General features: G+C 39.9%; 12 protein-coding genes. 3 read left to right on the top strand and 9 right to left on the bottom strand.

Going from position 1 to position 11,934, the window contains the following annotated elements:
- Positions 1-324: 324 nt before the first annotated feature.
- The 9 genes from mnmH to F3G86_RS05635 are packed head-to-tail and all read right to left on the bottom strand — an operon-like array spanning position 325 to position 9,475.
- Positions 325-1,332 (bottom strand): tRNA 2-selenouridine(34) synthase MnmH, encoded by a 1,008-nt coding sequence (gene mnmH / locus F3G86_RS05675; RefSeq protein ID WP_149723269.1) that lies wholly within the window; start codon positions 1,330-1,332, stop codon positions 325-327.
- Positions 1,319-1,804, bottom strand: a complete 486-nt coding sequence (locus F3G86_RS05670) for an HIT family protein (protein WP_087582184.1) — start codon at positions 1,802-1,804, stop codon at positions 1,319-1,321. The genes mnmH and F3G86_RS05670 overlap by 14 nt, the downstream gene beginning before the upstream one ends.
- Positions 1,804-2,589 (bottom strand): indole-3-glycerol phosphate synthase TrpC, encoded by a 786-nt coding sequence (gene trpC / locus F3G86_RS05665; RefSeq protein ID WP_149723268.1) that lies wholly within the window; start codon positions 2,587-2,589, stop codon positions 1,804-1,806. Before trpC ends, F3G86_RS05670 begins: the two co-directional genes overlap by 1 nt.
- Positions 2,586-3,848, bottom strand: a complete 1,263-nt coding sequence (locus tag F3G86_RS05660; RefSeq protein WP_107850226.1) for a tetratricopeptide repeat protein — start codon at positions 3,846-3,848, stop codon at positions 2,586-2,588. Before F3G86_RS05660 ends, trpC begins: the two co-directional genes overlap by 4 nt.
- Positions 3,827-4,192 (bottom strand): YkgJ family cysteine cluster protein, encoded by a 366-nt coding sequence (locus F3G86_RS05655; RefSeq protein ID WP_103615578.1) that lies wholly within the window; start codon positions 4,190-4,192, stop codon positions 3,827-3,829. Before F3G86_RS05655 ends, F3G86_RS05660 begins: the two co-directional genes overlap by 22 nt.
- Entirely contained in the window at positions 4,189-4,896 is a 708-nt protein-coding gene (locus tag F3G86_RS05650) for a tRNA1(Val) (adenine(37)-N6)-methyltransferase (protein WP_149723267.1), read from the bottom strand. The genes F3G86_RS05655 and F3G86_RS05650 overlap by 4 nt, the downstream gene beginning before the upstream one ends.
- Complete coding sequence (locus F3G86_RS05645; protein WP_149723266.1) at positions 4,893-7,151, bottom strand: coiled-coil domain-containing protein; 2,259 nt, start codon at positions 7,149-7,151, stop codon at positions 4,893-4,895. The genes F3G86_RS05650 and F3G86_RS05645 overlap by 4 nt, the downstream gene beginning before the upstream one ends.
- Positions 7,148-8,110 carry an NAD(P)/FAD-dependent oxidoreductase gene (locus tag F3G86_RS05640; RefSeq protein WP_002942343.1) on the bottom strand — a complete coding sequence of 321 codons (963 nt, stop codon included), beginning with the start codon at positions 8,108-8,110 and terminating at the stop codon, positions 7,148-7,150. The genes F3G86_RS05645 and F3G86_RS05640 overlap by 4 nt, the downstream gene beginning before the upstream one ends.
- 24 nt (positions 8,111-8,134) lie before the next feature.
- A complete protein-coding gene (locus F3G86_RS05635; protein ID WP_149723265.1) occupies positions 8,135-9,475 on the bottom strand; it encodes a class II 3-deoxy-7-phosphoheptulonate synthase in 1,341 nt (446 codons plus the stop codon).
- Between the two features lie 142 nt (positions 9,476-9,617).
- On the opposite strand from F3G86_RS05635, the gene rarD (F3G86_RS05630) reads away from it, so the two are divergent.
- Genes rarD (F3G86_RS05630) through F3G86_RS05620 form a run of 3 tightly spaced genes read left to right on the top strand, consistent with a single transcriptional unit; the run spans position 9,618 to position 11,821 of the window.
- Positions 9,618-10,505, top strand: coding sequence for an EamA family transporter RarD (gene rarD / locus F3G86_RS05630; protein ID WP_009293763.1), 888 nt, complete (start codon positions 9,618-9,620; stop codon positions 10,503-10,505).
- Entirely contained in the window at positions 10,489-11,376 is an 888-nt protein-coding gene (rarD, locus tag F3G86_RS05625; protein ID WP_149723264.1) for an EamA family transporter RarD, read from the top strand. Before rarD (F3G86_RS05630) ends, rarD (F3G86_RS05625) begins: the two co-directional genes overlap by 17 nt.
- Positions 11,369-11,821 carry an aryl-sulfate sulfotransferase gene (locus F3G86_RS05620; protein WP_149723263.1) on the top strand — a complete coding sequence of 151 codons (453 nt, stop codon included), beginning with the start codon at positions 11,369-11,371 and terminating at the stop codon, positions 11,819-11,821. The genes rarD (F3G86_RS05625) and F3G86_RS05620 overlap by 8 nt, the downstream gene beginning before the upstream one ends.
- Positions 11,822-11,934 lie beyond the last annotated feature (113 nt).

The raw sequence follows: 11,934 nt of genomic DNA, 5'->3' as shown, positions 1-11,934 counted from the left end.
CAGACAACCAGACAACCAGACAACCAGACAACCAGACAACCAGACAACCAGACAACCAGACAACCAGACAACCAGACAACCAGACAACCAGACAACCAGACAACCAGACAACCAGACAACCAGACAACCAATCCAGCCAAGATAAACAGATAAACAGATAAATTTAACTAGAAATTTTATGCTGTGATATAAAAAAGCCTTAAACTAAGCCATCTTTAGTGCAAAAACGATCTATTTTAAATTTAAAAGCAAATTTAACCAAGCCAAAGAGAATAAATTTAAATTTGTAGGTGAAATTTAGCCCAGACAAAGCAGCAAAAGGATTTAAAATTTCACCTCAGCTCTTATCAAATTTAGCTTTTTAACAGCCTCTTCAAAGTCGTCAGAGCTTATAAAGACATCAATGTTTTTATTTTTCTTATAGACTTTGTCGTAGTATTTTGTAAGTAAAATTTCAGCCACTTTGGCGATGTCATTTTCATTAAATTTAGCCACAGCCTCATCTCTGGCCTCTTTATCGATAAAGGGCGAAATTTTCTTTATGCACTCATCAAAAAAGGCTTTATCCACGCTTTTATAGTCGCTTGTGATGCAAGAAATTCTATTTTCTAAACTTGCGCTAACCTCAACGCAGATGCCGCTGCGCATCGCCTCATAAAGGCTTTTTGGAAGTGTTAGCGAGCCGATCCTTCTACTCTCGCCCTCGATAAAGCAAATTTGATCTTTTAGTGTGATGAGCTTTTCAAAAAGCGCATCTTCAAAGCTTTTTTGACTAGGCTGCGCGCCATTTATCGCGCCAAAGACTGAGCCCAAGTGATTTGCCATCGCTTCAAGGTCGATTGACGGCAAGAGTGCCCTTATTAGCTTGCTTTTATAGCAGCCAGTGTTGCCAAAAAGAGTGATAAATTTCGTGCTTAAAGGACGCTCTAAAAACTCCAAAACGTGATTTCTATATGCCTTGTAGCCGCCATTTAGCCTAAAAACTCTATATCCTATCATGCTTAGCACAAAGCCAACCGAGCTTGATCTAAGCCCGCCCTTTGCGCAGTAGATGCCAACTGCTGAGCCAACCTTGGCCCTTTTATAGACCTCGTCGATGATATTTTGTAAATTTTTGCAGATATATTTTGCGCCAAGACTCTTTGCTAGGGCTCTGTCACTTTTGTAGATCGTGCCAACCTCTTTGTGCTCAGCATCATCAAGTGCGTATAAATTTAGAGCATCTTTTATATGTGAGTAGGCATACTCATGTGGCGATCTAGCGTCTATCAGGACTTCAAACTCGTCTCTTTTTTCAAGCCACTGCTCAATATCAAGCTCAAATAACGCCACTAAAAGCCTTTTTTAGTTTTTGATAAAGCGGATGAAACGGCGTGCCATTTACTCTCACATCAGCGATCGTTGTGATGAAATTTGTATCCCCACTCCACCTTGGCACAAGGTGATAATGCACGTGCTCAGCTATGCCAGCGCCTGCTGCCTTGCCTAAATTCATACCGATATTTACGCCTTGAGCGTGAAGCTCACGCTTTAAAATTTCAACCCCAAGCCTTACAAATTTACTCATCTCAAACCACGTCTGCTCGTCAAGCTCCTCGATCTTGTCGGTGTGGTGATTTGGTATGATCATAAAGTGTCCTGGCGAATATGGGTATAAATTCATTATCCCAAAGCAGTGCTTAGCACGAAAAAGCACGCCATTTTTTTCGTCGTCTTCTTTTGAATTTATGATCTCGCAAAAGACGCAACTATCTTTTTTTGCGCTGAAATACTCGCTTCTCCAAGGGGCACAAAGGTGCTGCATCACTCGCCCTCCTTTATCTTTTTAACGGCATTTTTTATATCATCTTGTCTCATAAAATGCTCTCCTATCAAGAAGGCATCAACTCCGATCTTGTTTAGCTCACAAAGCTGCTCATGCTCGTAAAGTCCGCTTTCAGCGACTATTATCTTGCCGTTTGGCAAAAGTGGCACGAGCTTTTCGCAAAGGCTCATATCCATCGTAAAATCATCTAAATTTCTATGATTTATCCCTATTATATTTACTCCTGCAAAAACAGCCTTTTTCACATCGCTCGCGTCATGGGTCTCTACTAAGACCTCAAGCCCCAAGTGGTGCGCGTATTCTAGTAGCTCTTTTAGCTCGCCTTGAGTTAGTGCTTTGGCGATGAGCAGGATAAAGTCTGCTCCATAAACAAGCGCTTCTAAAATTTGATACTTATCAACGATAAAGTCTTTTCTAAGGATAGGCCTTGAGGCGTAGCGGCGAACCTGCGTGATATACTCGATGTCGCCCTTAAACCAGTGAGGCTCGGTTAGGATACTAAAAGCATTTGCGTACTGCTCGTACTCCTGAGCGATCTTGATCGGCTCAAAGTCCTCTCTTATCACACCTTTGCTTGGGCTTGCCTTTTTTATCTCGGCTATGATCTTTATAGGCTCATCTTTGTTTGATCTAAGTGCGCCCAAAACGTCTCTTGGCACGTATGGGTTGTATGCGAGCGAGCGACCTAGCCACTCCTGCGGATAGTCAGCTTTTCGCTTTTTTAGATCCTCTTTTGTCTTTTTTATGATCTCATCAAGTATCATTTTTTAAGCCTTTTGTTTAAATTTATTATGCAGCGCTCGATTAGATGCAGGTGCTCTTTTGCCTCTTTTGAAGCCTTAAAATCAACATCTTTCATCGCATGCATCATTATGCCCTTTGCCTTTTTGCACTCGCCAAGCTTAAAGTACCCCCATGCTAGCGAGTCCTCGTAGTAAGGCGAGTCAGGCGAGATCTCAAGTGCTTTTTGTACCATCTCCACGCCCTTTCTAGGGTCTATCTCGTGATCAATGAGCAAGTAGCCGTAGTAGTTAAAAAACATATCGTTATTAAGCTTTGGCACGCTAGCTTCAAATTTATCTAAGATATCAGTGATCTTTTTCTCATCTAGGCTATCTTTGTTCATCTCGTACTCGTAGATGGCGGCCTTTGCTAAGAAATTTAGATCCCTGCTATCGTTATAAATTTTAACCGCCAAAACGTATGCATCGCCAAAATTTCCAGTCGCAGCGTAAAGATCCATCAGCGTAGCGTCGTTGTAGCCATATTTTTTCAAAATTTCAATAGCCGCTTTGTAATTTTTAGCATAGACAAAATACTGCACGATCTTGTCAAGATAAGAGGTGTCGTGAGTGATGTCGTAGATCTCTTCAAAAAGCTCGATCACCTTTGGAAAATTTCTTTGCTGAGAGTAAATTTCAGCCAAAAGCTCGCATGTCTTTTGAGTGCAGCCCTGCTCCTCGCGGAATTTCTCGAGGTATTTTGTCGCATCATTTACATTATCCATGCGGTTTAAAAGAATATCAACGATGCGGAGTAAATTCTCCTCTTCAGGCTTTAGCGAGTATGCCTCCTCAAAGTATTTTAGCGCCGTTACCGTATCATTTTGCATCATACAAATAGTGCCAAGCATGAGTAAATTTTGAGCGTTTGGCTCTTTTGTGGCAAGCTCTTGCATAAGCTCTTTTGCCTCGTTTAGCTTCGAGAGATTGACTAAATTTGCAACCTTGATCCTGATAAAATCGCTATCGTCTTTTAAGCTCTTCTCGCCATCACTCATGAGGCTATCTAAATTTTCATTTTTTGTAGCAAAGGCTAGCTTGATCGCCTCTTTTAGATATGTCTTTTGATTTGTCTCTTTAAAAAGCCCTAGATAGGTCTGGATGCTAGCATTTACATCACCACTATCTTGCGAGATGAGAGCTTGCATTAGGCGTAAATTTACACTTTTGTTATCATCTGCAAGCAGATGCGTGCTAAAAAATACGCTTATAAAAATTATTAAAATTTTACGCCAATGCATTCTGCTCTTAGCTCCTTTAAATTTTTTTTAAAATAATCCCAAAACGGAAATGTCCTGCACTGCTTAGGTCTTAGCTCATAAACCGAGCAGTTTTTGCTCTTCTCATCAAAAAATATGCAAGCAAAACCGTCATCATAAGGCTTTTCTTTGATGCTTCGCCTAAGCCCGACACGTATTAAAAATTTGCTCTCAAACTCATCTTTTGGCATACCAAAAGCGGCACAAAATTTTAAAATTTCACCCTCATCTATCCAGATGTAGCCGCTCTCGCCAGTGCAGCATTTGCCTCCGCAACTCTCGCAAAAGCTAGGATCAAACTCATAGCTAAAACCATCAGCCCTCACGCTATCTCCTTGTAAGAGATGCTGTTTGTATCTGCTTTTTTAAAGATCTCGCTTGCCTCTTTCGTGTGCGAGCCATCCTCGCTCATTACAAGAGGCGGCAGGACTTTTAGCTTTGAGTTTGAGTTGTTTCGCACTTCAAGCAAAGCCAAATTTGCTGGCTTATCCTTTTTAGTATGGACAAATTTTAAGCTCACCAAATTTAGCTTATACTCTTTTAAGCAAGCCACTATCTCGCTAAGATCATCTGGCGCATAGCAAAAAAAAGCCCTTTTATGTGGCTTTAAATTTACGCTTATGCCTCTTATAAAATCCTTTAAATTTAGCGAGCTTGCATATCTACTAACTTTTATGTGCTCATTTTGGCTTTTTGTAACACCGTCATGATAAAAGGGCGGATTTGAGATGATTAGATCAAATTTCTCACTATCTTTAAAATTTGCAAAATCAGCCGTTATAGCTCTAGCCTCTAAGCAGTTACTCTTTGCGTTAAAGCTAGAAATTTCGCTATTTAGCTCCAAAAGATCAAGCATGCTTAGATCTATCTTTTTAAAGTCACGCTTAATCAAAAGTCCAAGTATCCCGCACCCTGCTCCAACGTCCAAAACTCTGCCAGAAATTTCGCCAAAGCTCGCGCAAATAAAATCATAAAGAACGAGCGTATCGCTGTTGTAGCGATAGCCATTTTCAAGCTGGGCTAAGATCATCTATAAACCTTGATGATAAAGCCGCGCGTCACATCTTTTACGATCACTTCAGAGCTAAAGCTGATCCTTGCAAAGTCGCCAAATTCCTCTTTTATAAGCTCAGCCGCTGCCTTTGCACGCTCTTTACCAACGCCGTAATTTACGTAGTTATTTAGCTTGCCGAGGTCATCTTTTTTGATATTTTGAGCGATATTTGATGGGATGACAAAATTTTTCTTGTCCACGATCGGAATGATCTCATACATGTAGTTTGAGTTAAATCTCTGCAAAAACTCGCTCACTCTGTTTTTGCACATTATGCTCACTTTGTCTTTTGAGTCCATATCGTCGCACTCGATGCTAGAGATGAGGACGAGCTTTGTTGGGGTCTCTGGCTTTGTCGTAGCTTGCAAGATATTTTTTAAATTTACATTTTCATTTTCAAGCTCATCTTGTCTGTTTAAATTTTGCTCGATATCTTTTTGGAGCTCGACTATCTGGGCATTTACACTACCGCTACCGCCTTTGTGAGTGGTTGAGCTTAGCTCATTTATCTTTGAATTTAGCCGCTCGATCGTCTTGTTGCTCTCATTTAGCTTTTGTTTTGCATTTTCTAGTTCATTTTGCAAGCTTAGTAAATTTTTGCCGCCACTTTTGTTGTTATCGGTTAAAAATGTTGAGGTATCGACTATCTTTTTTTGTAGCATGTTTATTTGCTGACGCAAAATTTCATAGTTTTGCATATCGATCTTTAGTGTTCTTTTTTGAGTTTCTAGCTCGCTTTGCTTAGAAAGGAGCATCTGACTTGTCTTTGTGACATTTTCTTCAAGCTCCTTTATCTTTGCATCTTTTAGATCGAGCTTTGAGCTCAAATTCTTTAGCTCGCCCTCGTTTGAGCCAAGTTTCTGCGACTGCAAAGAGATGGTTTGGTTTTGATCAAATAGCGTTTTTAGAAATTTAGTTGTCTTCGTATCAAGCGCTTTTAGCTCTTCTTGGCTCTTTTTAAGGCTCTCTTCACTTAAACTTAGCTTTTTGCTTAGCTCACTTAGAGTTGAGTTTGCGTCTAAATTTTGCTTTTCAAGCTTTTTATTTAGGGCATTTGCCCTCTCAAGCTCTTTTTTAAGCGAGCTTATATTTTCATTTGCAAGCTTGTTCTCTTGCTCGCTTTTTAGGCTCTTTTGTTTTAGATCGTCAAAACTCTTATGAAGTGCCGCAAGCGAGGCATTTAGCTCTAAATTTTTGCCATTATAGCTTTGCGCCATTAGATCTTTTGAGTTTAGGTTTTTCTTGATCTCTTCAAGCTCGTAAATTCTATCTTTTAGTGCGGTCTTGTTTGACTCAAGAGCCTCCTGCAGATCGATTATCTTGTTTGCCTTTTTAGAAAGCTCATCCTCCATAACACTCTTTTGTGTCTCAAAGCCATCATTTAGTGCATTTATCTCTTTTTCGTAGCTAAATTTTTGAGTGTCGGCGTCATTTTTAACTCGCTCGATCTCCTCTTTTAAAATCAAAATTTCTTTTTTCTCGCCTCTATCTTTTTCGCTTTGAGCTTTTTCATACTCTTTTATAAGAGCTTCTTTTTGTGCAAGCGTCGCATTTAGCTCGTTATTTTGCTCTTTTAAAGCGGTGTAGTTTGCCTCAAAACTCTCTTTAAATTTATTAAAGCTGGCCTTGGCATCTTTTAGTTTGCTCTCATCGTCACTTCTAGCGTCATTTATCGCATTTTCAAGGTCGATTATCTTTTTCTCATAAGCCTTTGAACTCTCTATCATATCAGCTTGCGCTTCATTTAGGCGCTTTGTCAAAGCTTGGATATTTTCAAAGTGTTGCGCCTCAAGCTCGCCAAGAGCCTTTTGATTTTTTTCTACTATCTCGTTTTTTTCATTTTCGATATTTCTTTTCATCTCTGAAATTTTGCTTATAAAGTCTAAATTTTTCTCGCTCATATCGACATTATCAGCGGCCAAAATTTCATTTTTTTTGCTTAGCTCGCGCACTTGCTCTTGAAGCTCTTTTACATTGTCTGATAAATTTAGATCCTTATCATCAACAAAATTTTGCATGTAGCTCTTTGGCGTGATGTAGCCGCCATACTCGTAAAGATCATCTTTGCTTACATATCTTTGCTTCTCTTCTTCAGGGAGATCATCAAAATTTATAGAATAAATCGTTTGATTAGTATCTTTTGGCGCCTCGTCCTCTTTTTGAAATTTCAAAAACGAAAGAGAAAAGCCAGCTATCAGACAAACAATAGCTAGTGCGATTTTATTTATCAAGCTTGTGCCTTGCCTTTTAAGATATCTTTGATAACGCTATGAGCGTGATTTAGTCCGACTACTATCGAGCCGCCATTTTTTAAAACGATGTCGCCTCCCACGTATAGTCCTGGCACGCTACTTTGGTAATTGCTATCAACTATCGGGGTGCCTTTCTCATCAGTTTTTATCTGACATTTTTGTAGAAAATCAACCGGACTTGAGCCACCGATCGCATAAACAACCCTATCATAGACACGGATCTTGCCATTTTCATAATGCACTCTTACCTTGCCTGATTCATTATCGATCTCGGTTATATCGTGATTTAGTCTTACTTTTATCTTATTGTGCTTCTCAAGCTCCCAAAGTGCGCTTAAATTTGTCTCATTTACACGGCTAAATTTATCTTTTCTGTAAGCGATCGTAGTTTTATTATACTGACAAAGCTCGATAGCATACTCAACCGCAGAATTGCCACCACCCACAACTAGCACTTTTTCGCCGTTTGTGCAGTTATCAAGGTTAAAATTTACAACTGAATTTAGTGATGGCGGGATCTTATAATCAGGCTTGTTTGGTCGTCCCATTTTGCCGATAGAGACCATCACGTTTTTGGCTTCATAGACAGCTTTTGAGGTAGTTACTTTAAAAATTTCTCCTTCTTTTTTTACGCTTTCGACCTCAGAGTTAAAAAACGCCTCGATATTCTCAGAGTCAAGTAGCTTGTCAAAATAATCAAGCGTGCTCTCTTTTGTGCCATCTTCAAACGAAACTAGCCCATGGATCGTGCTATCTTGCCCTTTATACTCTTTATCCACGCGTTTATTGTCTTTATAAAATTTTCTTATAGTCTGGCTGTGGTTGTCGCCTTTTTCAAGGAGTAAAACATTGCTTAAGCCATTTCTTTTGGCCTCAACTACACTAGCGATACCACAAGGTCCGCCACCAACTACTATTAGATCATAAATATTTGCCATATTTCTCTCCAAATTTTATAAATTTTAAGCTTTTTTAACTAGATCAGCCATCAAAAATGCAAGCTCTAAAGCCTGATCAGCATTTAGTCTTGGATCGCACTGCGTCTCATATCTCTCTTTTAGCGAGCTTTCAGTGATGTTTAGCGCGCCACCGGTGCACTCTGTCACATCTTTGCCAGTCATCTCAAGATGCACGCCACCTGCTCTTGTGCCCTCGGCTTTGTGAATTTCAAAAAAGCTTCTAACCTCGCTTAAAATTTTACTAAATTCACGAGTTTTGTAGTTGTTCGAGGCTTTAACGGTATTGCCATGCATTGGATCGATGCTATAAACGATATTTAGCCCCTCGCGTTTTAGCTCTCTTAAAATTTTTGGTAAATTTTCGCCGATCTTATCAGCGCCCATTCTGATTATCACATTTAGTCTGCCGGCTTCATTTTCTGGATTTAGCTTATTTGCAAGTGCGACGACGTCTTCAGCTTTTGCGCTTGGTCCGATCTTAACGCCGATAGGGTTTTTCACACCACTTAAAAAATGCACGTGAGCGTCGTTTATGCCGCGCGTTCTCTCGCCTATCCAAAGCATGTGAGCTGAGCAGTCGTACCACTCGCCACTAAGGCTATCAACCCTAGTTAGTGCCTCTTCATAAGGCAAAAGTAGCGCCTCGTGAGATGTATAGACTGCTGTTTGATTTATCGCTGGAGTGTTTGCCGAAGTGATGCCACAAGCTGCCATGAAAGATAGAGTTTTTGTTAGATCGTCAGCTAGTTTAGCGTATTTCTCGCCGATCTCTGGCTTTTTAACAAAGCCTAAATTCCACTTATGCACCTGATGAAGATCTGCCAAACCTCCTCTTGAAAAGGCTCTTAAGAGGTTCATCGTAGAAGCACTTTGATAGTAGGCCTCTATCATGCGTTTTGGGTCGGCAACTCTAGCCTTTTCGTCAAATTCAAAGCCATTTATGATGTCACCTCTATAGCTTGGCAACTTAACGCCATTTACCTCTTCATAATCGCTACTTCTGGGCTTTGCAAACTGCCCTGCTACGCGGCCTACTTTGACCACTGGACAGCCGCCACCAAAGGTTAAAACTATCGCCATTTGAAGTAAGACCTTAAACATATCTCTGATGTTGTTTGCGTTAAAATTTGTAAAGCTCTCAGCGCAGTCGCCACCTTGAAGCAAAAAGGCCTCGCCGTTGCAAACTTTTGCAAGCTCATTTTTAAGACTTCTAGCCTCACCAGCAAATACCAAAGGCGGAAGTGCTTTTAGTTTTTCTTCAGCCTCTTTTAGCTCTTTTAAATTTGGATAAGTTGGTTGTTGTAAGATGTTAAATTCTCTCCAACTATCTCTGTTCCAAGTCATAAATTTTCCTATCTTTTACCTTAATTTAGCGCTGATTATATCACGCAAAACTTAAAAAATAAAAGCCATTAATGGGTTATTAAAGATATTTTGCATACAATCGCTACTTTAAATTTACCCAAAAAAAGAGAAGATTTTTTTCATGATAAAAGGCATTTTTTATTCGCTTTTGGCATCAGTTTTATTTAACTGCATTTACTACATGTCAGTGCTCATGAACCCCATCAGCACGCAAGCTCTTATTGGATACCGCATGATCTTTGCCATGCCTTTTGTCATCGCCGCCATTTTTTTGTTAAAACAGCAGCGAAATTTCAAATTTTTACTTCTAAAAATAAAGCTGAAACCTAAAATTTTACTAGTTTTGCTTGCCACCTCGCTCATCGTCTCATTTCAGATGTGGCTCTATCTCTGGGCTCCAAGTAACGGCGCAGCGCTAAAAGTCTCGATAGGCTACCTCATCATGCCAATAGTCATGGTCCTTTTTGGACGGATATTTTTCAAAGAGCACCTCTCAAAAACAAAGTTAGCATCGATATTTTTCGCTGCCATTGGCGTCTTTAGCACAGCAGTCATTAGTGGTGGCATCTCGTGGGAGAGCGCTGTAGTTTTTTGCCTTTATCCAGTCTATTTTACCATTAGAAAGTACTACAACCTTGCAAATTTCTCAAGCTTTGTTATCGAGATAATTTTTATGTTTTTATTCTCATTTTATTTTGCGCTCACAGCCGATATGGACTACGTAATGAGCCAAAATCCAAACATCTACTATCTGCTCATCTTGCTTGGTGCTATCAGCGGCATAGCCCTCATCGCCCAGATCCTCTCAAGCACGCTCGTGCCGATAAATGTGCTTGGTTTGCTTACATATTTTGAGCCTATAATGATGCTTTTTGTCTCATTTGCCATCGGCGAGAGACTGGAGAAAAGCTCATACTTTTTGATGATCTGCCTAGCCATCTCTGTCACACTTTTGATGATAGATAGTATAAATTCTATAAAAGGCGACAAAAATACCAAGACTAAATGAGAGCCAAAAAGGCGTTATTCTCGCGCTTAGCGCCTTTTTTATGTGGGGGTTTTTGGCGGTTTATTTCAACCTATTTAGCAAAGATGTCGATGCTTATGAAATTTTAGCCCACAGGATAATCTGGTCATTTTTCTTGATGGCAGCAGTGCTTTGCATTAATGGCAAAATGGGCGAAATTTTTGCGCTTCTTAAAGATATCCGCTCGCTAAAGGCTCTATTTTTAAGCGGTATTTTTATAACCATAAACTGGTGCGTTTATGTCTATGCGGTGGGTAGCGGTAAAATTTTAGATACGAGTTTGGGCTATTTTATAAATCCCTTGATAAGCATGCTCCTTGGCGTCATCATCTTTAAAGAGCGCCTGAGCAAAGCTAGTGCCATAGCCGTTTGCATCGTCATCGCAGCCGTCTGCGTGCAAATTTACGCTAAAGGTGGCCTGCCACTTGTCTCTATCATATTGCCACTTTCGTTTGGATTTTACGCGATGGTTAGAAAGATGGCGAAGATTAGCGCATTTAATGGGCTTTTTATCGAAACATTTTTTATGTTTCCATTTGCGCTTGGCTACGTTTTATGGCTGGTTTTTCACTCGCAAAGCCACTTTGGACTAAACGAGGACTCACTTTTAATGATCGCTTCAAGCATCGTAACCATCGTGCCACTTGTCGCATTTAACGCAGCTACGACAAGGATAAATTTAACGACGATCGGATACTTGCAATACATCTCACCAACCATCGCGATCCTTTGCGCGGTCTTCATTTATGGCGAAATTTTAGATGGCTACAAAGTCATCTCATTTTGTATGATCTGGCTGGCGCTTGCGATAATTAGCGTAGATAAATTTAGAAAAAGGAGTAAAAATGAATAGCGTTACGGTCTATTTGCTGCTTGCATTTTTTGCGGCGCTTATTTTATATTTTCAGATACAAAAACTAACCAAAAAACTTGACGATGAAGGAGCGGTGCCTGCATATCAAAAAGCTGCGCAAGAGGTTTTGCAAAATTTAAATAACGCTGAGAAATACCCTAAATTTTGCAACGTCATACAAAAAAAGATAAATGCTTTAAGACAAGACATACTCTTTGAAGATGCGCTAAATGAGGCTGGCGACAAGGACAAAGCGCTTGATACCTTAGAACAAATAAGAGATAAGGTCGAGGCACTTTTAAAGCGGGAAAATGCAAACTGGGAGAGCGAACTAGTTGAAATTTTAGACGAGATCGATGGCTTTGTAAAGGCAAATTTCAAAAACGGCGAAGATAGAGCCGAAGAGCTAAGGGACGAACTAAAAAAAGAATTTGATGGGTTGTGAAAGTGACTTTGGTAAATTTTGATAATTGAAGGAGTAAGCGTGTTTGAGAATATAGACTATGACGGTTTTAAAGATTATTGTAAAAAAACTTTAAGTAAAAATACGGTTCCACA

It is taken from the genome of Campylobacter concisus (genome assembly GCF_902460595.1).
Taxonomy (GTDB): Bacteria; Campylobacterota; Campylobacteria; order Campylobacterales; family Campylobacteraceae; genus Campylobacter_A; species Campylobacter_A concisus_BL.
This window is presented reverse-complemented; position numbering and strand designations above follow the sequence as displayed.

Coding starts and splice junctions, on each gene's coding strand:
- F3G86_RS05670 (WP_087582184.1), bottom strand. CDS start 1,804: ATGCAGCACCTTTGTGCCCCTTGGAGAAGCGAGTATTTCAGCGCAAAA.
- trpC (WP_149723268.1), bottom strand. CDS start 2,589: ATGATACTTGATGAGATCATAAAAAAGACAAAAGAGGATCTAAAAAAG.
- F3G86_RS05660 (WP_107850226.1), bottom strand. CDS start 3,848: ATGCATTGGCGTAAAATTTTAATAATTTTTATAAGCGTATTTTTTAGC.
- F3G86_RS05640 (WP_002942343.1), bottom strand. CDS start 8,110: ATGGCAAATATTTATGATCTAATAGTAGTTGGTGGCGGACCTTGTGGT.
- F3G86_RS05620 (WP_149723263.1), top strand. CDS start 11,369: ATGAATAGCGTTACGGTCTATTTGCTGCTTGCATTTTTTGCGGCGCTT.
- F3G86_RS05635 (WP_149723265.1), bottom strand. CDS start 9,475: ATGACTTGGAACAGAGATAGTTGGAGAGAATTTAACATCTTACAACAA.
- rarD (WP_009293763.1), top strand. CDS start 9,618: ATGATAAAAGGCATTTTTTATTCGCTTTTGGCATCAGTTTTATTTAAC.
- F3G86_RS05650 (WP_149723267.1), bottom strand. CDS start 4,896: ATGATCTTAGCCCAGCTTGAAAATGGCTATCGCTACAACAGCGATACG.